This window comes from Winogradskyella immobilis (assembly GCF_021887715.1).
Classification (GTDB): Bacteria; Bacteroidota; Bacteroidia; order Flavobacteriales; family Flavobacteriaceae; genus Winogradskyella; species Winogradskyella immobilis.
In genome coordinates this window covers 81,746-104,879 of the sequence record NZ_JAIQXX010000008.1, presented here as the reverse complement: position 1 = coordinate 104,879, position 23,134 = coordinate 81,746, and the positions used below count along the sequence as shown (strand labels likewise).

Sequence of the window (23,134 nt, the reverse complement as noted above, 5' to 3'; positions counted from 1 at the left end):
TTAAAACCCGTATTTATCTACTAAATAGATTAGTGATGTCATTGTAGCCGCTCCTAATTCTAATTCGCGTTTATTAATAGCATCAAAGGTATCTATTGATGTGTGATGATATTCAAAATAACGTTGAGAATCTGGTCTTAAACCTGCTAAAACAATTGAATCTGATTTTAATGGACCTATATCAGCACCACTTCCTCCTTGCCCGAAGAAATGAATTAAATAGGGTTCAAATAAAGATTTCCATTGTAAAACTTTATTAAAACGTTCTTCATTAGAATCAAATATAAAACCTCTTGGTGTAAATCCTCCTGAATCACTTTCTAAAGCAAAAATATGATTCTCGTTTTTTTCTTTTGCTACTCTTGCATATTCCGTTCCACCACGTAAACCGTTTTCTTCATTCATAAACATAACAACTCTAATCGTACGTTTAGGCTTAATACCAGATAATTTTAATAGGCGTAGTACATCCATAGATTGCACACAACCTGCGCCATCATCATGAGAACCATCTCCTAAATCCCATGAATCTAAATGACCACCTACAACAATATACTCATTAGGAAATTCACTTCCTGTGATTTCTCCGATAACGTTATGAGATAAGACATCATCATACTGCTTTGGATTTTGTTTAAAAAAGAACTTTACTTTAGTATCCGTTTTAAGTGTCTTGCTTAATAATTCAGCATCATTAGTACTAATAGCTGCTGTAGGTATGCGTTCGTTTACGGGTTGATCTCCATAACGTGTTCCACCAGTATGCGGAAAATCGTCTAAACGCAGATTCATTGAACGTACTATAGCTCCAACTGCTCCATATTTACTTGCTGCTCTAGCTCCACCTCCACGTTGATCTACAGCACCACCATAGGCACTAAATGTATTGATTAATGTTGGGTCTAACGGGCGATTAAAAAACACTATTTTACCTTTTAATTTTGCTTCTCCTAAAGCTTCTAACTCATCGATACCTTGTACTTCAATAACCTCAGCTGTAACTCCAGAATCTGGTGTAGCGACAGAACCGCCAAGCGCACAAATATTTACTTTAATAGCTTTGCCATTAGACATTTCTATATGTGCTTCTTCCGGATTACCTCTAACCCATTTTGGCACCATTACAGGCTGTAACCAAACCTTGTCAAAGCCTAATTTACCCATTTCTGCTTTGGTATATTGTACAGCACGCTCGGCATTTTCTGAGCCAGATAAACGACCACCAATACCATTAGACAAATAATCTAACCATTCATAGCTTTTACCGTTAGATAAGGAAGCATCATAGATTTTTTTTATGTTTTCTGCATCAGTTTGTGCAGATATTGATACAGATAACAGCACTGCTAATAGAAAAATAGTGTATTTCATTTTTGACAATTTTAAGGGCTAAAGATACTATTTATGGCAATGATTAATCTTAAAAAATAAAAGAAAAAGGCACAATGGCAATATTCAATCTCTATTCTATTATTCGTTATTAAGCTGATTTTTATAAGATTTTAAATTTGCTTTTTCTTTGTCGGACAATTCTGGTTCTTTAATATCTGTATATTGACTTAAAGCTTCAAAAATAATTTTTGCAACTAAATATCTTGCAATTGGTTTGTTGTCTGCTGGAATAGAAAACCAAGGCGCATGTGGTTTAGAAGTTCTATTTATAGCATCTTCATAACAGTCTTGATATTTATCCCAAAGTTTACGTTCTTTTAAATCTCCTGAAGAAAATTTCCAATTCTTTTCCTTCTTATTGAGACGCCTTAACAGTCTGTTTTTTTGTTCGTCTTTAGAAAGGTTTAAAAAGAATTTAAAAATAAGTGTTCCGTTTTCAGAAATATGCTTTTCAAAATTATTAATTTGCTCAAAACGTTGATCCCAAAAGGCATCATCTATTTTAGACACATCATCGATACCTGGAATATTTTCACCCATAATATAATATGGATGCACGCGTGTTACCAAAACATTTTCGTAATGCGTTCTATTAAATACTCCAAACTTACCGCGAGCTGGTAATGCTATATAATGACGCCATAAATAATCGTGCTTTAATTCTAATTCTGTAGGTACTTTAAAACTATGTACTTCAACTCCACGTGCATTAAAATCTTTAAATACTTCTCTAATTAAACTGTCTTTACCAGAAGTATCCATGCCTTGTAAGCAAATTAATACCGAATACTTTCCATGAGCATACATGGTATCTTGAAGTTTTCCTAATTTTCTGCGAACACGTTTTAATTCGTCCTTAGCCGTATCATCATCTACATTTAAATGCAGATGTGTTGATTGATTTTTTATCTCTATTTTTGAAGTAACTCTAAATTGATTGGTATCTAATCCCTTCATAATCCATAAATTTTATTTTGAAGCAAATGCTTTAACATCAGCTTCGCTAACTTCTTTTCCTCCAAGGATAATTAAACGTTCTATAACATTACGCAACTCACGAATATTACCTGTCCAATCGTAATTTTGAAGTAATTTAATTGCTTTATCCGAAAAGGATTTTACTGCAGTTCCTTGTTCTTCTGAAATCTTCTTAGAAAAATAATTAATTAATAATGGTATGTCTTCTCTTCGATCGTTTAACGCTGGTACCTCAATTAAAATGACAGCCAATCGATGATATAAATCTTCTCTAAATTTACCATCTTCAATTTCCTTTTTAAGGTTTTTATTTGTTGCTGCAACAACACGTACATTTACTTTAATATCTTTATCACTACCAACACGTTGTATACGACTTTCTTGTAATGCTCTTAACACTTTAGCCTGCGCGGAAAGACTCATGTCACCAATTTCATCTAAGAATATCGTACCACTATTAGCAGCTTCAAATTTACCTGCTCTATCTTTTGCTGCTGAAGTAAATGCACCTTTAACATGACCAAATAACTCACTTTCTATGAGTTCACTAGGAATGGCTGCGCAATTCACCTCTATCATTGGACCTTTATTTCTATCACTCTTTTGATGTAACCAATGTGCTACCAACTCTTTACCAGTTCCGTTTGGCCCTGTGATTAAAACACGTGCATCTGTTGGCGCGACTTTATCAATCATATCTTTAATACGGCCAATACTATCACTCTCACCAATCATTTGGTAATTCTTAGAGACTTTCTTTTTAAGTCTTTTATTTTCTACCACCAATTCTTTTCGATCTAACGCTATACGTACCGTATTTAATAAACGGTTTAAATCTGGTGGTTTAGATATATAATCGAAAGCTCCAAGACGCATTGTATTTACTGCTGTATCTAAATCTCCATGGCCAGATATCATAACCATAGGTATTTCTGGCTTTATTTTCTTTACTGCTTCTAATACTTCTACACCATCCATTTTTGGCATTTTAATATCACAAAGTACAAGGTCGTAATCTTCTTTTTTTATTTTTTCTATACCTACTAAACCATCTTCTGCTTCTTGCACTTGGTAGGTATCGCTTTCTTCAGAAAGAATTTTTACAAGCACTCTACGTATTGCGGCTTCATCTTCTATAATTAGTATTTTCTGCATGTTTATTATTTATTATAAATGTGTACATCGCGTTGTGGAAACGGTATACTTATGTTATTCTCTCTGAATAATTTATCAATTGTAAAACGAATATCACTTTTTGGAAACGTTGCTTTAAAACTATCATTTAGTGTAAATACCAATTTAAAATCTAATGCACTATCTCCAAAATTATTAAAAATTACTACAGGTTCTGGGTGTTTTAATACATCTTTCTGCATATCAGCAGCCTGTATTAAAAGTTTTTTAACCAATTCAACATCGCTACCATATGCTACTCCTACATCAATACTTTCTCTAGTTATGGAACCATTTTGTGTCCAGTTATACAAAAGGTTTGTGAGGTATAAATGATTTGGTATGACCAATACTTTGTTATCTATAGTAACTGCGCGTGTGGTTCTTAATTTAATCTCTTCTACACGACCAACTCTATCATCTATTTCTATAATATCCCCGACATGTACTGTTTGATCTATTAAAATAAATACCCCAGAAATAATATCTTGAAATAAAGTTTGTAATGCTAAACCAATACCAATCAGTAAAGCCGCAGATGCTGCAAATAATGCTGTAACATTAACTCCGACAGAGTTAAGAGTAATTAAAAATATAATGACATAGATTAACCACCTGAAATACCCAAAGATGACTTTGAATTTTCCTTTGTCTTCTGATGGTAACCTCCGAGTCATTATTCTAAATAATACTCTTAGAACAATGGCTGTAATAAAAATAGCAAAGGATACAATAATAAGATCTAGAGTAGAAATACTTATTTTATCAGTAATATTAATGTGGAGATGAAGAAAATCTTCAATTTTTTCCCATGCAGAACTCTCCGTTACTACTTCTTCTATTTTGTTTAGTTTTTGAAATATCATTAATACTTTAACCATTTAAACAGTTCTTTATAGGTAGGTTTTTTTCCATACATTAAAATACCAACACGGTAAATTTTTGCAGCAAACCAAACTGTAAAAGTAAAAGTACCAATTAATATTACTAAAGACAAACCTTGTTGCCATAGTGGTACTCCAAAAGGAATACGCATTAGCATTACTACTGGCGATGTAAATGGAATAAATGAAAATACGGTAGATACTGTACCATGAGGATCTTCAATTACTGTAAATATACCTACATAAACAGCTAAAATTAATGGCATTAAAATAGGTAACATAAACTGTTGCGTATCTGTTTCGTTATCTACAGCCGCACCAATAGCAGCATAAAGTGAACTATATAATAAGTAACCACCAATGAAGAAAAATATAAATGCAATAACCAAATTGATCATTGGTAAATTTCTAAAAGATTCAAATGCAAGTTTTATTTCATTTTCTATTCCTGGAGATTGAATAGCTTGTTGCATAATCTCTTGCTGTTGAGTTTGTGCCGACATTAAATCTATATTAAAAATAAGACTTAAAACAACCATCATAATGCTCCCAAGTATCGCCCAAATTACAAACTGTGTAACTCCTGCTAGAGATGTTCCTATTATTTTACCCATCATTAATTGTACAGGTTTTACTGACGAAATAATGATTTCTATAATACGACTCGTCTTTTCTTCAATAACACTACGCATAATCATATTCCCATAAATAATGATAAACATAAATAAAAGATAACCTGCAATACCACCAAAAGCCAACTTTAAGATGTTATCGATTTTAGAACTTTTTTCCCCACTAAAACTCTCTTGACTGATGTTAATATTAGTTCTAGAAGCATTAATTTCCTCTTTATCTAAACCGTTAGCAATTAATTTTGTGTCTTTAAGTTTCTGTTCTAATTTGTTTTCTAAACTAGAAATAACTGTTAACGAAGGTGAATCTTCTGAAAAGAATTTTACACTATTAGAAATGGCATCTACGTTTCCATTTCCTATATAAAGTAATCCATAATGCTCTTGTTCTTTTACGGATATTTTTGCATCATCTAGATTGATCCCTTTAAGTTTAATATATGTTGTATTCTCTGTATTCTCAAAAACATCACTCACAAAACCCGATTCATCTAAAATAGAAATGGTGCGTTTTTTATCATTATTTAATTGCGAGAGATATGATACAACTGCTATTAATGCAATCATTATTAAAGGGCTTACAAACGTCATTATAACAAATGATTTGTTTCGCACTTTAGTTAAATATTCTCGTTTTATGATTAATGGGAGATGGTTCATCTTAATTATTTTTTACAGTTTGAATAAAAATATCATTAGCCGAAGGAATAACTTCTACAAAATGATGCACCTCTGCTTTCGACGTTAAAAATGATAATAAATCGTTTGGTGATGTTTCGGGTTTAACTTTTACATTAAGCTTTACATCATCATGTAAATTTTTAAATGTTGCTGGCAGAACTTCAAATTGTTCTTTAATTGAAGTTATAAGAGCTTCTTTATTATTGGATTGCAATCCAATTTCAAACGTGTTGGATTTATACTCTCGTTTTATATCGGTTAATTTTCCATCTAATATTTTATTAGATTCATGTATTAACGCAATATGGTCACACAGTTCTTCTACAGATTCCATACGGTGTGTAGAAAAAATAACTGTTGATCCTTCTTCTCTAAGCTTAAGAATTTCGTCCTTAATTAAGTTTGCATTTATAGGATCAAAACCAGAAAAAGGTTCATCAAAAATCAACAATTTTGGTCGGTGTAATACTGTTACTATAAATTGTATTTTTTGAGCCTGACCTTTACTTAATTCTTGAATTTTCTTATTCCACCAATCTCCTATATCTAGTTTTTCGAACCAATATTTTAATTGTAATTTGGCTTCAGATTTAGACATGCCTTTTAACTGTGCTAAATACAAGGCTTGTTCACCAACTTTCATTGATTTATACAAACCGCGTTCTTCTGGCAAATAACCAATATCCCTAATATGCTCAGCTTTTAAAGGCTGACCATCGAGCATTACATGACCTTCATCTGGTAAGGTAATTTGATTGATAATACGTATTAATGTGGTTTTACCTGCACCATTTGGTCCTAGAAGTCCAAAAATACTTCCCTTTGGCACCGAAATAGAAACTTGGTTTAGTGCTTTAAAGTTTCCGAAGTTTTTAGAAACTGAATTAGCAACTAATAAATCGTTCATATAAACTGGTATTGTTTCGTTAGGTTAGATGCGTAAATATATTAAATGTTACAGAGTTTGATTAAAATATAATAGGATAACTCATATAAATAATTTTGTAACTAAAAAATTAGTTTAAACTATCTTTTTAGTTATATTTGAAATAAACAAAAGATATGGCATCTGTAAAAAAAATGGTATTACTAATTGCATTTTGTATAATTAATATATCATGTAAAAACAACAATCAAGAGCAAAAATTAGCACGCCTAAAAACTTCTTCAGTAGCAATTTACAATTTTGCTGATAAGGAAAATTTTAATGCGTTTAATCGTTTAGAACTAGACAAAACTCACCCTAATTTGTTAAACCCGCAGGTTTCTAAATCTAATTATAACGATATACGAACTTCTTGGACAAAATTACATCAAGATATAGGTAATTATATTTCTAAAAATGATTTTGATTGGAACACTAATGATTCTATCATAAATATTGTACATAAATTTTATTTTAAACCTAACGGCAGTATCAGTCATTATTTTTATAATATTAGAAACTCAAATATTTCGGATGAAACAAAATCTGAGTACGGAAAATTACTTCAACAATTTTCTAATACTAATAAAATTTCAATCACTAGAGGTAGCACTTTTGCACAATGTGGCAAAACAAAATACTTAAACGAATAGGGTTTATTTAAAAAACAAAACCCACCCTTATCGCAAAATAAGGATGGGAAAAAATTGCTATGAAAAAGAAAAATTACTGCCAATTAGCATTAGCAGTAATTCAAATATACTCTTTTTTATCAATATTGATAATGTTTTACGAAAACATATCCTTCACTTTTTCAAAAAAGGATTTGTCCGTACTTTCAGGTTTTGGCTGAAAATGTTCATCATTACGCATGTTTTCAAAAAACTCTTTTTGTTTTTTGTTTAACGTTTTTGGAGTCCATACATTAACATGAACTAACAAATCTCCTTTACCATATCCGTTAATACTTGGTATTCCTTTTCCTCTTAAACGTAATATTTTACCTGACTGAACACCAGGTTCTATTTTAATACGTACTTTACCTGTAACCGTATCTATCTCTAGAGATGATCCTAAAACCGCATCTGGTAAACTTACATACAAATCGTAATGTAGATTATCTCCTTCACGCTTTAAAGTTTCGTGCTCTTGCTCTTGTATAGCCACTAATAAATCTCCTGAAATTCCATTACCAGGAGCTCCATTTCCTTTACCAGATACTTTTAACTGCATACCATCTACAACACCAGCAGGTATTTTTACGGTTACTGTTTCTTCTTGTGCAACTAAACCTTGTGCATCAGCATTAGAAGGTCTTTTATCTATACTCTGGCCTGCACCTCCACATGTAGGACATGCAGATGCTGTTTGCATACGTCCTAAAATGGTATTGGTTACTCGTGTAACTTGGCCTTGTCCATTACATGTAGAACAGGTTTTATAAGTAACACCATCGGCTTGTACTTTACGCTTTACTTTTATTTTTTTCTCAACTCCATTAGCAACCTCATCTAAAGTTAGTTTAACTCTAATACGCAGATTACTTCCTTTAACAGAACGTCTTCCGCCTCCGCCTCCAAAACCACCGAAGCCACTGAAGCCTCCGCCTCCACCGAATATATCACCAAACTGACTAAATATGTCATCCATATTCATGCCACCTCCTCCAAAGCCTCCATTGCCATCAAAAGCTTGATGACCAAACTGATCATAACGCGCTTTTTTATCTGCATCACTTAAAATTTCATAAGCTTCTGCTGCTTTTTTAAATTTTTCTTCAGCAGATTTATCATCAGGATTTTTGTCGGGATGATACTTTAAAGCCATTTTTCTGTACGCCTTTTTTATCTCAGCGGCACTGGCTCCTTTACTGATGCCTAGTATGTCGTAATAATCTTCTTTCATAATATTGCCCTAAAAATCGGGTAGCTTTAATTATTTCCCAATAACTACTTTTGGGAAACGTATCACTTTTTCCCCTAATTTATACCCGCGTTCAACCACGTCAATGATTTTACCTTTTAAATCTTCAGAAGGAGCAGGAATTTGTGTTATGGCTTCATGATCATCTGCATTAAAAGCATCTCCTTGCTTTACTTCTATTTTAGAAAGTCCTTTTTGCTCTAGAGTAGTCATTAATTTTTGATAAATTAATAAAACTCCTTTACGTAATTCTTCAGCTTCCTTATCATCTTCAATGTGAGTTAAAGCACGTTCAAAATCATCTAATACAGGAAGCATAGCTGTCATAACATCTTGGCTCGCTGTTTTAAATAATTCTATACGCTCCTTTGTAGTACGTTTTTTATAATTTTCAAACTCTGCAAAAAGACGCATAAATTTGTCTTTTTCTTTTGCAAGATCTTCTTGTAACTGCTCTTCTACCGTTAGTGTTTCCTCTTCAACGGTTTCAGTAGTTGTTGCTTCTACTTGTGGTTCTTCCACCTCTTTATTTTTATCTTTTTTGCCCATTATTTTAGACTAATATTTAAATCTTCGATTTAGAGATGGCAAAAGTACTGCCAATATTCAGAAAATGTCAAAATGTCATCACTATTTTTTTATTCGTTATATTCATCATAAATTATTGTATAAATATGAAACATCTGTCACTTCTTCTTATTTCTATTGTTTTATTTTCTAGTTGTAATTCTTCTGATCAATCTATTAAAGATTTTGATTATGGTACTGAAAGTGATTCTTCCAGAATATATTATAAAAAAGGTTGGGAAGAAATTATGGATAACGGACGCTGGACTTTATCTGAAACTTATTTTAGAAAGGCAATGACTTTTGATGCTGATTTTTTAATAGGAAAAAGTCTAGTAGGTCGCATTACTCAAAATTTAGATGAGCGTCTTAAAATATTTGAAGAATTAGAAGCTTCAAAAAGCAAATTAAAACATAATGAACGTTTAATTTTTGATATTTTCTTATCAGGAATTCATCGGATGAATAATCGAGATCAAAATATAAGATCTTCTTCTGAAGACATAACAAATCATATGAATTTGTCTGAAATCAATTTTAGAACTTTTGTACACAAATATCCAGAAGAGAGTTATATTAAAGCTGAATACATAGAAATTTTGCACGCGCGCCACGGTGCAAAAACTGCTTTAGACAGTATGGCTGTATTGGCAAACCAACATCAAAAACAACTGCCTTTTTACATTACTTATGGCGCTTTATTAAAAGCTGAATTAAAAGATTACAGAACTGCAATTTCTGATCTAGATATTATAGATGACAGCTTACCCGCTAAACCTTATACTCTGGCCAGCATTTATTATAAAATGGACAGTTTAAATCTTGCTAAGCAATATATCGATAAAGCAATCCACATGGATAAAAACCATTTAATTGCTCAAGGTTTAAAAACAATTATAGACAAAAGACTAAACGAATACGATTAAAACCAATTACCTTTGTTCTAAATGTGTTTTCATGTCATTTAAAGCCTTACAACTTATAAAACCTATCCTTAAATCTATTGCTGATTCTGGCTATGATGAACCTACTTTGGTACAAGAACGATGTATACCAATTATATTAGAAAAAAAGGATATTATAGCTTCGGCACAAACGGGTACTGGTAAAACTGCTGCATTTGCGTTACCGATTTTGCAACTTTTGTTTGATAAGCAAGATGCATCAAAACGTGGTAAAAAAATAAGAGCTTTAATTATTAGTCCTACTAGAGAATTAGCGGCACAGATTAATGCTAATTTTAAAACCTATGCCAAATACACCAACTTAAGATCTCTTGTTGTTTTTGGAGGCACGTCTATAGAACCACAAATAGATGTTTTAAAAAAAGGAGTTGATATTTTAATTGCTACACCTGGTCGTCTGTTAGATTTACACAAACAGGATTATATTAATTTAGATTATATAGAGACTTTAGTATTAGATGAAGCCGATTTAATGTTAGACATGGGTTTTATTGATGATGTAAAAAAAATAGAACGTCTTTGCCCTGAGACTAAACAAACTTTATTATTCTCAGCAACTATTCCTTATAAGGTAGAACAATTAGCTAATGGTATTTTAAAATCGCCAGAACGTATTGACGTTACCCCATCTAAATCTGTATCTAATGCTGTGAGCCAAGTTTTATACTATGTCCCAAAACGTAACAAAATTGAATTGTGCTTGCATCTTTTAAGAAACACGATTAAAGGGAGTATTCTCATTTTTAGACGCACCAAATTTGGTGTAGATAAGCTTGAAAAAACCTTAATTAAAAACGGTTATAAAGCAGACAGTATCCATGGAGATAAAACACAGAGTGATCGACAAACCGCACTTAATAAATTTAAAAACGGCTATGTTAATATATTAATCGCTACAGATGTTGCTGCTCGTGGTATTGATATTAACGAATTAGACGCTGTTATAAATTTTGATTTACCTAATATACCAGAAACTTACGTGCATAGAATTGGTAGAACAGGCAGAGCTGGCAGCATTGGTATAGCATATAGTTTATGTTCTGCTGATGAAAAGAATTATATAAAAACGATACAACAATCTATTAATATTCAAATACCAATAATAGAAGATCATCCGTATCCTTTAGATCCTAAAGCTAAACCGATAGTTCATAAAAAGAAAGGTAGTAAATATAAAAAAGGACGAAAAGGCGAAGGTTCTAAGAAAAAGAAAAAACGCTGGTATTGATTAGATGGTTAGATGGTTAGATGGTTAGATGGTTAGATGGTTAGATGGTTAGATGGTTAGATGGTTTAAATGATATGTAGAATAATTATCTAACTGTTTAGTTCTATATTTTTTTAGCAATATCTATGATTTTGCTTTTAAACTTATCTTCATCTTCTAAAACCGTATAAAATTCTTGTATATAACGCTTAGCTTCATAGAAAGCACTTTTATTTTCAAAATAGACCTTATGAGCTTCTATAGCATCCATAATTTTCGATTTATTTATAATATACTCTTCTTTAACTATATGGAACATTCGTAAATCGCGCTTATAACCTAAAAAATAGCGATCTGTAACATCATCTATAGGCAATGGTGCTTTTCTAGAACGTGATACCACAGCATAACTACTATTAACTAAACCTGATAAATCAAAATCATAGGGTACAGGAATAAATTTTTTATCAATAAACAACAGCTTCATATTATGCTGATATGTTGGGGAAAAATCAGTGTTCCCGATCATGCATTGAAAAAATGCATTTCGTAAGGCTTCTAGATCGTCAAAGCTTTTAGGGTAAATTGGACGCTTATAAACATGGCCATCAAAACGTTTAGCTACAGATTCATCATCCTCTATAAAAAAACCTTTTAAATTATATATTTTAGAATCTTTTTTCTTTAGGTTCTCATATTCAATATCTAATAAACGGGTTTTGAAATAATAAGGAGAAATTACCTCGTACATTTTATAAGCGATATATTCTTTTATAACATAATCATCATTCCCTGATTCTTTTAAACAGGGTAAAACAAGTTTTAGTTTCTTTTCTCCTTTAAAAACTGTGCCTTTAGCATCTTCTTTTTTAATTTTAACTTTTAAAGGTGTGAAAAAACAAGTTTTTTTTCTAAAATTTCCGCGAACTCTTAATTTAATATCTAGAGTTTCCCAATCTTCATTTTTTGCTAAATAGGATAATTTAGACTTTATATAAGTTGAGTCGTCAGTCTCTTTTTTAATACCTTTTCTTGAATATTTTAAACGGATAGGAAGTAATTCTGTCTCGTTAAAAAGTTTTGGTTTATTAACTTTTTCTTCCTCCGTTTGAGCGAAACTACATAAAGTGAAAAATAAAAAAAAAGTGCAAAATAATTTTTGATGGTGGTTATTCATTATAATTGTTAACTTTATCAAATATAACCAATTACTTCAACTATCAATAAATATTCATCCATATTAAACTATAGAACTCTGTTAGTCATACTTTCTTCAACAGGGATTACATTTTTGTCTTATTTTTTAAAAATTAAGTTTAATGTAGATTTAACTTTATTGAGTATTGCCATAATTTTTCCTCTTGTATTTTCTATTAGAGGTTCTTTTAGGCGTCGTGAAAAAGCATTAGAGCATTTAAGTGAATTTAAAAGTACATTAAGTACGGTTAAGTATTATTTATTAAGTAAAAAAGAATTAGCCGACTTATATAAAGATGATGTAGATGCTATTTTATTAGATATAAATACCACTGTATTAGAGCATTTAAGAACAATGAATCCTAGTATGACTAAAGTTGATGCTTCTATGGATAAAGTTTATCAGTTTGTTTTAAAGCATGAAAGTACTATAACAAGACAAATACGAGAGAAAACATTCCGTTTTATGAAGGATATGCATGAGGCTGTTGAAAACCTCAACTCCATTCATATCCATAGAACTCCAATTAGTCTAAAAGCGTATTGCCTTATTTTTATCTTTATTTTTCCTATAATTTATGCACCAGAAGTGATTATAAATGTAGGTAATCATCAACCTCAATGGATTGTATATGCAATTGTACTTTTAACCCAATTTATTTTAGTATCACTTTATAACATACAAGACCAATTAGAGCATCCGTTTGATAACGTTGGGATTGACGATATTAACTTGGATAATTATAGGATAGATCGATAATATTTATTCAAACTTCATTTCAAAAAAGCGAATAGTATTTTACTCCATTTTTTCCTGATCTATATATTTTATACTGAAACCTCCATACACATCTCATCAACATATTGAGTCTTCATCTTTATGGTGAAAAACATATAATTAGTAACAAATCTCCTTATAATACGTCGTTATAATGACAACTATTACTAACTACAGTTATGGATACATTTCTATTACGTTTAGATCAACTTAAGCAAAAATCGTTTTTGCAAATTTTTACTATTTATGTGCGCTATTTAATTGGTGGCGCTTTTATTATTGCGGCTATTGGCATGGGAAAATTAGGTGGTCCAAAAGTAGATATCATGGGTGCTTCCGCTGCTCCTTTAAATGATTCTATATCCCGAATCGCCTTATTTTTTAAAGTCATGCAAGAATCTGGTTTATATTGGAGTTTTATTGGTTGGTCACAAATTATAGCTGGTGTGTTATTAATAAGTCAACGTTTTTCTAAGCTAGGTGCTGCTATCTTTTTTGGATTGATTCTCAACATCTTTATTATTACATTATCATACGATTTTAATGGCACTCCGATTGTTACTGGATTAATGCTTTTAGCCACAACCTATTTAATAGTATGGGATTTACGTTCCTTTTTATTTTTATTTCAACCTGAAGGGACTTTAGTAAAATCTCAACTGCATATTGCAGATAATAGCTATTGGACTTGGCTTGGTGCTATAATGATTATAAGTGCATTAACACTAGCTCTATTACAAATTGTGGCTACTATAATATTACTGCTTCTTTTCCTTGAAGGCCTCATTGGTTTTATTCTCTTTTTTGCTTTAAAAAAACACAAAATCTCTTCTAGCTAATGTAACATTAGGCAAAAGTATTTATCTTTAACATAAAACCACCAATCTTATGGCTAAAGACTATAAAGACGCTTCTTTTAAAAGCCTATTAGAAAAACTACAAGAAGAAAGCTGGCAATTAGAATTACTGATTTCTGGTTTTGCTATTTTTGGGTTGTTTAGTATTCTCGAACCTCTGAGAACAAACATGGAAATTTTTCAAAACAATAGCGTTAATAATGGATCTCTTGTTTATAAATTCATTATTCTTTCTATAACCTATATTTCATCTTGGATTTTAGTCTGTAATCTTTTGCTTCATGTGATTTTAAGAGGCATTTGGATCGGTGCCTTAGGTTTACGTTATGTCTCAGGAGATATAGATTACGATACTTTAAATTACAGCCCTAAATTCACCAAATATTTACAAAAAAAAGTTGGTTCATTTGATAAATACATCTCAAAACTTGAAACCTATTGTAGTATCATTTTCGCTATTGCTTTTTTACTCATTTTTTATGTGTTAGCTTTTACATTTACTATAATAGCAATTGCACTTATAGCCATATATATCTTAGACAATGACTATATTCCTGATGGTTTACGTGAAATCATTGGTGTTCCTATTATGCTATTCATAGTTTTTGGTATGCTGTTAGTATTTATCGATTTTCTTACTTTAGGAGGACTTAAACGTAAAAAATGGACGTCTAAAATTTACTTTCCAGTCTATTGGGTTTTTAGTTTTATAACCTTATCGTTTTTATATCGACCATTGGTTTATAATTTTTTAGATAATAAACTCGGTAGGCGTCTTAGTATATTACTTATTCCCATATTTTTTATCATCTTAATTGCATCTTCATACAATTATCAAATCTCTAATTATTTAAGAGCAGACAATAACTCTAGTGCTATATATGCAGATAATGAAAATTATGAAGATCAATTAATTAAAGAAGAAGATTTTATTAAACGTGTTGCCATACCATCTAAAGTAATTACGGACCCTTTTCTGAAAGTTTTTATTACTTATAATGAAAATATTGAAGATAACATCTTTGATTTTCATCCTAATTTGAAACCAAAAAAAGATTTAAGAGGATTACAAAGCGATATTGATGTAAATGGGAACACCGTATATCCATCATTCAAATCTAGAAGCAACTATTTAAAAGCTTTCAATGATCTATATAATGTTAGGATTGATAGCTTAAAATTTGATGACACTGAATTTATTGTTTCGCAAAGTAAAAAAGGAAAACTAGGATTTGAAACTTATGTTAATCTAAAAGATTTACCTGAAGGAAAACATCTTTTAAACGTTACTAAAAAACAAATTCGTCGTGGCGACACATCTACTATATATTTTGCTCGTATCCCATTTTGGCATTACTCAAATTAAGCCATTCGTTTATTAAAATAATTTTTTAATAATGGAATTTGTACACCTATCATTAAAGCCAATAAAACAGAAGTATACATTAGTGTTTTTGAAAAATTAAAAGACACATTGGCTAATGGATTCTTTATTTTAGACAAATCTACAAACTCTAATAGTTTTGAATTCCCTGAAGGCTCATTAAATATCACGTAACCTACTAATAAACATATTACGGTACTAATAATAATCCAACCCATTTTTGAAATTAATGGTTTATAAACAATCGTTGTAGTCGTAGATATTGTTTCAATCTTAGACATAAGATTATCTGTAAAATCTTTTGAAGGTTGTTCTAATGTATCATTAGCCATCAATTGATCTACAAACTTGTTAAGTTTTTCATCATTACGTCCCATAATTAATTGTGTTTTTAGGTTGTAAATATTGCTCTAAAATAACAGTTAGCTTTTTCCGAGCTCTAAACAATTTCACTTTAATTGTATTTGCTGAAATACCAATAATATCTGACATTTCATCCAAAGATAATTCTTCAAAATAATATAACGTTAATATATAACTACTTTCACTAGGCAATTTATCTATACAACGTTTTATCAATGCACTTTTTTCTTCTTTAATCATAGATTCTAAAGCATTATCTATAGTTTCTAGTTTATGCTCGGTATATTCATCTATAGCAACATCATTTAAATGCTTTTTATTCTTTTTAATACGATCTAAGCATGTATTATAAGTTACTTTATAAATCCATGTTGAAAATTTAGAATCGCCTTTAAACTTATTTAACGACTTATATACTTTTATAAAAGCGTCTTGCGCTACTTCTTCTGCTTCTTCTTTATGCTTTAACATACGCAAGGCCAAAGTATAGACCAAGTCCTTATAACGGTTTACTAATTGCCCATAGGCTTTAGTATCTCCATTAGTAATTGCTTCTATTAATTGATCGTCGTTGGTGGTCATCTGTTTTTAAGACGACTCAAATGTATTTAAGGTTACAAAAAGATATTAAAAATATTTTTTTACAAAAAGTGTAACCTAAATTCAAAACCTGTCGTCATAAGCTATGAACACATTAAAAATAATCAATTAAAAAAACAAATATTATGGGAGCAGAAGAAATCATCATACCTCTAGCATTTTTTGGAGTAATTTTTGGAATAGTCTATCTATTCTTTTCAACACGTAACAAAGAACGTTTAGCGCTTATTGAAAAAGGTGCAGATGCTAGTATTTTTAATCTCGGAAAACGAGGATCATCTTGGAAAATAATAATACTAAACTTGGCCTTTTTATCTATGGGTATAGGAGCTGGTGCATTTTTAGCATCTCTTATAGACACCTATTCCAATTTAGGCGATGGCGCAATGGCAGCTGTTATTTTCTTTATGGCTGGTGTAGGTTTATACGTTGGCTTTACACAAACCAAAAAATGGACAGAAGAATAATCAATCAATCAACACTAAAAACGTCGTTATCTCAATTAAGGTAACGGCGTTTTTTTATGCCTGTAAAAGCTGTATATTTAGCTCATGGCAAAACGCTTCATTTTTATTTTATGCTTTAGTTTTTCGTTATTAAGTATTGCTCAAATTACAATAAAAGATAGCCAAACTAAAAGTCCTGTTTCCTACGCCACAGTATCTTTTGGTAATGGCAATGGTATTTTTGCAGATGATGCTGGCGTATTTATTTTTAATAAAAAGCTATATCCAGATATAGACTCTTTATTTATTTCTGCTTTAGGATATAAAAACATAGATATTGCTACTAAAGATTTACCACAACAACTCTTTTTAGAACCTTATGCAAATGAGCTAGATGCAGTTATTATTGGTATTAAACGAAAATTTAAAACCGAAAAAATAAAGCCTTACCTAGATGACGATTATTACAAATGCTGGTTACCAACTATAGAATCTGAAATTGCTGTATTTTTTCCTAATAACGATAATCGGTTAAAACGTATTGCTTCTGTAAAGTTTCCTATTGCTCTAGAATCTAGAGATTGGAAAAAACGAAAGAAATCTAATTCTGATAAAAAGTCATTTTCCACTTTGTTTAAAGTTAATTTTTATGAAAACGAAAATGGAAAACCTGGACAAGCACTAACTTTTGAAACTATAGTTTTTAGAGCTACAGAAAAAGATGGAGATTTCCACGAGCTAAATGTAAGCGAGCATGATATTTTTATACCTAAAGCAGGAGTTTTTGTTTCTTTACAAGTTTTAGGTTACACCGATAAATTTGGTAAATTGCTTCCTAATAAAAAATATAAAGAGATTAAAGGAAAATCTGGTATTGTAAAAATACCAACTAACTTTAGACCTTTGTTACCTTTTACTAATGAAATATCTGAAAATAGAACTTATATAAAACGTGTATTCATTAACGAAAACAATTGGGTACAGTTTAAAAAAGGGAATGATTTCTCTTCTAGTTTACTTAAAAACGGACTTAATAATTACGGTATTGGTATGAACCTTAATATTTTTAAAGATGAATAATCCATGGCATTTATATGTAATGTCGGCAGTGTACATATTTGCTGGCGTCATGCATTTTATAAAACCTAAGGCATTTATGAGAATTATGCCTAAATATATACCAAATCATAAAGCATTAGTGCTTTGGAGCGGAGGCTTTGAAATTATATTAGGTATCAGTCTCTTTGCTGAAGAATTAAAAGATCTTGCTCTTACTTCAATAATTATAATGCTTGCTCTTTTTCTTATGGTTCATTTTTACATGTTATCTGGTAAAAAAGCTGCAGCAGGGTTTCCGAGATGGTTATTAATTTTAAGAATTCCATTACAATTTGGATTAATGTATTGGGCTTATTATTATTTGTAAATTTTAAAATCATAAATTAAGCTTGACAACTAGTACTATTGTAAGAGTTCCAAAACGCATATTACCCTTAATAGTAATTGCTCAATTTTGCTGTACATCTTTATGGTTTGCAGGTAATGCAATTATGAGTGATTTGGCATTAAATTTTAATCTTAACTCGCAAGCACTGGGTCAATTAACTTCTTCTATTCAATTTGGTTTTATTAGCGGTACATTTTTATTTGCATTATTAACTATTACAGATCGGTTTTCGCCATCACGAGTGTTTTTTATTTCTGCGCTACTTGGTGCAGGTTTTAATCTTGGTGTTTTACATTCTGAAAACACATTGTGGAGTCTTTTAGGCTTTCGATTTTTAACTGGTTTTTTCTTAGCTGGTATATATCCTGTTGGCATGAAAATAGCTGCTGATTATTTTGAAAAAGGCTTAGGCAAATCACTAAGTTTTCTTGTCGGCGCTTTAGTTCTAGGTACAGCTTTTCCTCATCTTTTAAAAAGTAATATAACTACTATCTCTTGGGAAACGGTTATATTAATTACTTCTGGTTTGGCTACTCTTGGCGGTATATTTATTATTACTTTGGTGCCTGACGGACCTTATCAAAAATTAGCTCCAAAATTTGATAGCACCAAAATTTTACAGGTTTTTAAAAATTCAAAATTTAGAGCTGCAGCATTTGGTTATTTTGGACACATGTGGGAGTTATATACGTTTTGGGCATTTGTACCCTTTCTATTAAAAACATATACTGAGCTTCATTCTGGCATTGCTCTAAATATTCCGATGTTATCCTTTAGTGTTATTGCTATTGGCACTATAGGTTGTATACTTGGTGGTTACATTTCAATGCAAATTGGAGTTAAGAAAACCGCAATCTTTGCCTTATCAATTTCTGGCATTTGTTGCTTACTCTCACCTATTCTATTACTTAAAGGTTCAACTGGCTTGTTTATTTTATTTCTAATTGTTTGGGGTATGGCCGTCATAGCCGATTCTCCGTTATTTTCAACATTAGTGGCTCAAAATGTAGAGACCGAATCTAAAGGTACTGCTTTAACTATCGTTAATTCTATTGGTTTTGCAATTACTATTGTTAGTATTCTACTATTTTCTTACTTAATAGAACACTATAATGCGCACTATTTATTTACAGTTTTAGCTATAGGGCCATTATTTGGGTTAATATCTTTAGGTAAGAAAATTAATCTTTAACCTCAAAATCAAAATAAGTCTTTGGAAAAGGTTCTCCACGTAATGTAAAATGCCACCATTCTTTAGCATAATTTCTAAAACCATATTTAAGCATCACTGATTGTAGCAATCGACGATTTTTCTTTTGTTGGCCTGTAATCTTAGAATAATTAACCCAAGATTGTTCACCGAAAAAATCATAAGGACTTCCCATATCTAAAGGCTCGTCGGTTTCTGCATCAATAATAGTTAAATCAACAGTACTTCCTCTACTATGACCAGAACGTGTTGCAATATACTCTTCTTTAAATAAATTTTGTTTTGCCACATCTGGATAAAATTCTGATTTTTTTATGGTATCATTTAATGCTTTTGCCCATCGAATAAAATGGTTTACAGCGCGTTGTGGTCGATAACCATCGTATACTTTTAAACATAAATTTTGTTTCTGTAATTCGTCTTGCACCAATTTAAGTTGCTTAGCAGTTACCTCAGTTATATACAATGTATTCGATTTATAACCATCTATAGTATCTCCTACAAAATTATGAGATGAATAATAACGTAACTCAACATTTAAATCTGGAATAACCTGAGTTACTTTTACAAAACCTTTTGGTAGACTTTGTTCTTGTTGAACACTTAAAAGTCCTATTGTAAAAATTATAAATATGAAGTTCTTATAATTGACCATCAAAGGCTAATTTAGATAAAAAATTATTATGGATCTGTTTTCTTTTGAAAAACAAGAATTTCATCTTCCTGATGCACAACTTATATACATCCCTAATGTGTTTTCAAAAATAGAGGCTGACACTTATTTTAATGCTATAAAAACAAATACCAATTGGCAACACGATAATATTACAGTTTTTGGTAAAACCTACAAGCAACCTCGACTAACAGCTCTCTATGGAGAAAACAACCTATCTTATTCGTACTCTAATATTACAATGCATCCTAGGCCTTTTTCAAAAGATCTATTAAAAATTAAAGTCAAAATTGAAGGTATCTCTCAACATTCATTTAACACTGTACTTCTTAATTTATATAGAAATGGCAATGACAGTAATGGCTGGCATGCTGACAATGAAAAGGTTTTAGGTGAAAATCCAATAATAGCATCTCTTAGTTTAGGTGAAGCTCGTCCGTTTCATTTTAAGCATAGAACTCTAAAAACTGAACGACATAAATTATTGTTAGAACATGGTAGCTTATTAATTATGAAAGGTGCTATGCAACACCATTGGTTACATCAAATAGCAAAAACAAAAAAACTAATTGGAGAGCGCATTAATTTAACATTCAGAACTTTAGTTGATTATTAAAAATAAAAAACCGAGATCCCTCAATCTCGGTTTTTCTTAATTTGCTTTAATTCATGCTGGTAGATTCAGGGTCTCTAAAGCCAACAACATAATGCAAATATTTAATTAATTAATCCATTGAACTAAAAACTAAATTTTAGTACACAACAAATATAGAATCCTTATTAAATAAATCAGTTAAAAAACATTAATAATCGATGAAATACATTAAATTTTAACATTTAAAGACGAATAATGTTATTTTATCGATGAAATGCACTCTGTTATATAGTCTCAGATAATAACTTAAAGGTTTTGGTATATGATTTGTAGACAACTATGCGTTAGTAATTTACTAGACTACTATAAATTAAAATTATCTTAGCAAAAAAAATCAATCAATTGTATATGAAACGTATTTCAATAATCATTATCATAGCGCTTTCAATCACAAAAATAGCTGCGCAATCACCAGCATATACAGAAAGTGAAATACAAATTAATCCGCTCATTGATGGCACATTACTGATACCTAATAGTAAAGAAAAACCTGAATTAGTTATTATTATTGCTGGTTCTGGACCAACAGACAGGAACGGAAATCAAAACTTTTTAAAAAATAATAATCTAAAGAAATTAGCAACAGCGCTAACAGACAAAGGTATTGCCACATTTCGTTATGATAAACGCATCGTAAAGCAAATCCGTCGTGGTAATGTAGATTTATCGATTACTTTTAATGACTTTGTTACAGACGCCAAATCGGTAATTTCATATTTTAAAGCAACAGAACAGTATTCTAAAATATATGTTGCAGGTCACAGTCAAGGTAGTTTAGTAGGCTTATTAGCATCAGAAAATAATACTGACGGTTTTATTTCTATATCTGGTGCTGGACAAAACTTTGGTGATGTTATTGTTGAACAGATTAATAACACAGCTCGTCAGTTTATTGATGACACTGAACGCGTAATAAAAACACTAAAAGCCGGTAAGACTACTACAGATTATCCTGCTCAACTCGGTGCTATTTTTAATATAGAAACACAACCTTTTATAATTTCTTGGTTAAAGTATAATCCAACAGAAATAATAAGTACTCTAGAAATTCCTATTCTAATTATTAATGGCACTAAAGATCTTCAAGTCTCCGAAAATGAAGCTAAACTATTAGCTAATGCTAATACAAGTGCTACACTTAAGCTCATAGAAAACATGAACCATGTTTTATTTATTATAGAAGGTGATGATTTAGAAAATTCTAAATCGTATAACGAAGCTTTCAGAAAGATCTCTAGTGAGCTTATCGATTCTATTGTAACGTTCATTGAATCAAACAGATAAACTGTTTTAATATCATTTTTGAACATCTTATAGACGTTTTCATGTCAATTATCGACAATACATGGCTATCTCAATGATTTAATTATAAATTGAGCCCTAGATATCCCAAATCTAATAATCATGAAATTAAAATACTTAACTGTAGTACTGCTATTTAGCATCTATCTACCGCTTCAATCACAAGAGTTTGGCTTTGGAGTCAAAGGTGGTTTAAATACAATTAGCATAGGAGATATTATTACTGTCGGTTCTAATGGAGCTAATGGACCCGTAGCAGGTTTAGTTTTTGAGCCTCAAAAAGACCTTGGTTTTCAATTTGGCGGATATTTTTTTGCTCAATTTGGTAAGTTGTATGTTCGACCGGAGCTTAATTATTTCTCATCAAAAAGTTATTACGATTTTCCAAATCGACAAGCTGAATGGAGTACATCAAAAATAGATTTCCCAATACTTGTTGGTTACGATCTTATTGGACCTATATCTGTATATGCTGGCCCTGGTTTTAGTTTCTTTGGAGATACGACAATAGAAGGTGTACAAGAAACTGGTTTTACAACTGGTGATGCTGGTCCCGATATAAAAACTACAGCAATAAGTTTTAATATAGGTATAGCTTTTCGTTACAAACGCTTAGGAATAGACTTAAGATATGAATTAGGGCAAACAGAAGTTGCCGAAGAACGCGAAGACTTTATACGATCTACTTTTGGGGTAAATCTTGCTGATTTGCAATCTTATAACCCTAATATTTTAAGCCTTAGTGTATCTTATGATATATTTAGAACCGATGCACAAAATATAGGTAGTTTATTTTCTGGATTATTTAAAAATAATAAATGTTATTGCCCATATAAAAAGTAGTAGAAAATCTTGTCGCTATTATAAAATTAAAAAAGCCGCTTCTAGATGAAGC

At 30.9% G+C, this 23,134-nt stretch carries 25 protein-coding genes; 13 read left to right on the top strand and 12 right to left on the bottom strand.

The window, feature by feature from the left end:
- The 6 genes from K8Z87_RS08050 to K8Z87_RS08025 form a co-directional block, all read right to left on the bottom strand.
- The gene (locus tag K8Z87_RS08050) at nt 1–1,371 is read right to left on the bottom strand and encodes a M28 family peptidase (protein ID WP_227476984.1); all 1,371 of its coding nucleotides are present in this window, start codon (nt 1,369–1,371) and stop codon (nt 1–3) included.
- Between the two features lie 99 nt (nt 1,372–1,470).
- On the bottom strand, nt 1,471–2,349 hold the full coding sequence (locus K8Z87_RS08045) for a PPK2 family polyphosphate kinase (protein ID WP_227476983.1): 879 nt from the start codon (nt 2,347–2,349) through the stop codon (nt 1,471–1,473).
- 12 nt (nt 2,350–2,361) lie between these two features.
- On the bottom strand, nt 2,362–3,525 hold the full coding sequence (locus K8Z87_RS08040) for a sigma-54-dependent transcriptional regulator (protein ID WP_227476982.1): 1,164 nt from the start codon (nt 3,523–3,525) through the stop codon (nt 2,362–2,364).
- A 5-nt stretch (nt 3,526–3,530) separates the two neighbouring features.
- The gene (locus K8Z87_RS08035) at nt 3,531–4,424 is read right to left on the bottom strand and encodes a mechanosensitive ion channel family protein (RefSeq protein ID WP_227476981.1); all 894 of its coding nucleotides are present in this window, start codon (nt 4,422–4,424) and stop codon (nt 3,531–3,533) included.
- Nucleotides 4,409–5,719: an ABC transporter permease gene (locus tag K8Z87_RS08030; protein WP_227476980.1), complete on the bottom strand. Its 1,311-nt coding sequence runs from the start codon at nt 5,717–5,719 to the stop codon at nt 4,409–4,411. Before K8Z87_RS08030 ends, K8Z87_RS08035 begins: the two co-directional genes overlap by 16 nt.
- Before the next feature lies 1 nt (nt 5,720).
- The gene (locus tag K8Z87_RS08025) at nt 5,721–6,647 is read right to left on the bottom strand and encodes an ABC transporter ATP-binding protein (RefSeq protein ID WP_227476979.1); all 927 of its coding nucleotides are present in this window, start codon (nt 6,645–6,647) and stop codon (nt 5,721–5,723) included.
- 155 nt (nt 6,648–6,802) lie between these two features.
- On the opposite strand from K8Z87_RS08025, the gene K8Z87_RS08020 reads away from it, so the two are divergent.
- A complete protein-coding gene (locus tag K8Z87_RS08020; RefSeq protein ID WP_227476978.1) occupies nt 6,803–7,318 on the top strand; it encodes a hypothetical protein in 516 nt (171 codons plus the stop codon).
- A gap of 136 nt (nt 7,319–7,454) precedes the next feature.
- Here the strand turns inward: K8Z87_RS08020 and dnaJ are convergent, their stop codons facing one another.
- The gene (gene dnaJ / locus K8Z87_RS08015) at nt 7,455–8,570 is read right to left on the bottom strand and encodes a molecular chaperone DnaJ (protein ID WP_227476977.1); all 1,116 of its coding nucleotides are present in this window, start codon (nt 8,568–8,570) and stop codon (nt 7,455–7,457) included.
- 30 nt (nt 8,571–8,600) lie between these two features.
- Complete coding sequence (locus K8Z87_RS08010) at nt 8,601–9,137, bottom strand: nucleotide exchange factor GrpE (RefSeq protein ID WP_227476976.1); 537 nt, start codon at nt 9,135–9,137, stop codon at nt 8,601–8,603.
- Nucleotides 9,138–9,262: 125 nt separating this feature from the next.
- Here K8Z87_RS08010 and K8Z87_RS08005 point away from each other — a divergent pair, with 125 nt between their 5' ends.
- Nucleotides 9,263–10,081: a hypothetical protein gene (locus K8Z87_RS08005; RefSeq protein WP_227476975.1), complete on the top strand. Its 819-nt coding sequence runs from the start codon at nt 9,263–9,265 to the stop codon at nt 10,079–10,081.
- Nucleotides 10,082–10,112: 31 nt separating this feature from the next.
- Entirely contained in the window at nt 10,113–11,348 is a 1,236-nt protein-coding gene (locus tag K8Z87_RS08000; RefSeq protein ID WP_227476974.1) for a DEAD/DEAH box helicase, read from the top strand.
- 103 nt (nt 11,349–11,451) lie between these two features.
- On the opposite strand, the gene K8Z87_RS07995 is transcribed toward K8Z87_RS08000, so the two are convergent.
- On the bottom strand, nt 11,452–12,504 hold the full coding sequence (locus K8Z87_RS07995; RefSeq protein WP_227476973.1) for a hypothetical protein: 1,053 nt from the start codon (nt 12,502–12,504) through the stop codon (nt 11,452–11,454).
- A 114-nt stretch (nt 12,505–12,618) separates the two neighbouring features.
- Here K8Z87_RS07995 and K8Z87_RS07990 point away from each other — a divergent pair, with 114 nt between their 5' ends.
- The 3 genes from K8Z87_RS07990 (at nt 12,619) to K8Z87_RS07980 (ending at nt 15,525) form a co-directional block, all read left to right on the top strand.
- Nucleotides 12,619–13,284, top strand: coding sequence for a hypothetical protein (locus tag K8Z87_RS07990; RefSeq protein WP_227476972.1), 666 nt, complete (start codon nt 12,619–12,621; stop codon nt 13,282–13,284).
- 197 nt (nt 13,285–13,481) lie between these two features.
- A complete protein-coding gene (locus tag K8Z87_RS07985; protein ID WP_227476971.1) occupies nt 13,482–14,141 on the top strand; it encodes a hypothetical protein in 660 nt (219 codons plus the stop codon).
- 49 nt (nt 14,142–14,190) lie between these two features.
- A complete protein-coding gene (locus K8Z87_RS07980; protein WP_227476970.1) occupies nt 14,191–15,525 on the top strand; it encodes a hypothetical protein in 1,335 nt (444 codons plus the stop codon).
- Here K8Z87_RS07980 and K8Z87_RS07975 read toward each other — a convergent pair.
- On the bottom strand, nt 15,522–15,920 hold the full coding sequence (locus K8Z87_RS07975) for a hypothetical protein (protein WP_227476969.1): 399 nt from the start codon (nt 15,918–15,920) through the stop codon (nt 15,522–15,524). The two genes, K8Z87_RS07980 and K8Z87_RS07975, sit on opposite strands and share 4 nt — an antisense overlap.
- Nucleotides 15,910–16,488, bottom strand: coding sequence for an RNA polymerase sigma factor (locus K8Z87_RS07970; RefSeq protein ID WP_227476968.1), 579 nt, complete (start codon nt 16,486–16,488; stop codon nt 15,910–15,912). The genes K8Z87_RS07975 and K8Z87_RS07970 overlap by 11 nt, the downstream gene beginning before the upstream one ends.
- 143 nt (nt 16,489–16,631) lie before the next feature.
- On the opposite strand from K8Z87_RS07970, the gene K8Z87_RS07965 reads away from it, so the two are divergent.
- The 4 genes from K8Z87_RS07965 (at nt 16,632) to K8Z87_RS07950 (ending at nt 19,591) form a co-directional block, all read left to right on the top strand.
- Nucleotides 16,632–16,973, top strand: coding sequence for a DUF6249 domain-containing protein (locus K8Z87_RS07965; protein WP_227476967.1), 342 nt, complete (start codon nt 16,632–16,634; stop codon nt 16,971–16,973).
- A gap of 84 nt (nt 16,974–17,057) precedes the next feature.
- Nucleotides 17,058–18,032 (top strand): hypothetical protein, encoded by a 975-nt coding sequence (locus tag K8Z87_RS07960; protein WP_227476966.1) that lies wholly within the window; start codon nt 17,058–17,060, stop codon nt 18,030–18,032.
- Complete coding sequence (locus K8Z87_RS07955; protein WP_227476965.1) at nt 18,025–18,378, top strand: DoxX family protein; 354 nt, start codon at nt 18,025–18,027, stop codon at nt 18,376–18,378. The genes K8Z87_RS07960 and K8Z87_RS07955 overlap by 8 nt, the downstream gene beginning before the upstream one ends.
- Nucleotides 18,379–18,400: 22 nt before the next feature.
- The gene (locus K8Z87_RS07950) at nt 18,401–19,591 is read left to right on the top strand and encodes an MFS transporter (protein WP_227476964.1); all 1,191 of its coding nucleotides are present in this window, start codon (nt 18,401–18,403) and stop codon (nt 19,589–19,591) included.
- Here K8Z87_RS07950 and K8Z87_RS07945 read toward each other — a convergent pair.
- Nucleotides 19,581–20,264, bottom strand: coding sequence for a M15 family metallopeptidase (locus K8Z87_RS07945; protein ID WP_227476963.1), 684 nt, complete (start codon nt 20,262–20,264; stop codon nt 19,581–19,583). The genes K8Z87_RS07950 and K8Z87_RS07945 overlap by 11 nt on opposite strands.
- A 28-nt stretch (nt 20,265–20,292) precedes the next feature.
- On the opposite strand from K8Z87_RS07945, the gene K8Z87_RS07940 reads away from it, so the two are divergent.
- From K8Z87_RS07940 to K8Z87_RS07930, 3 genes are all read left to right on the top strand, one after another.
- Entirely contained in the window at nt 20,293–20,898 is a 606-nt protein-coding gene (locus K8Z87_RS07940) for an alpha-ketoglutarate-dependent dioxygenase AlkB family protein (protein ID WP_227476962.1), read from the top strand.
- Between the two features lie 387 nt (nt 20,899–21,285).
- Nucleotides 21,286–22,221, top strand: coding sequence for an alpha/beta hydrolase (locus K8Z87_RS07935; RefSeq protein ID WP_227476961.1), 936 nt, complete (start codon nt 21,286–21,288; stop codon nt 22,219–22,221).
- 120 nt (nt 22,222–22,341) lie between these two features.
- The gene (locus K8Z87_RS07930) at nt 22,342–23,082 is read left to right on the top strand and encodes an outer membrane beta-barrel protein (protein WP_227476960.1); all 741 of its coding nucleotides are present in this window, start codon (nt 22,342–22,344) and stop codon (nt 23,080–23,082) included.
- Nucleotides 23,083–23,134: the final 52 nt, after the last annotated feature.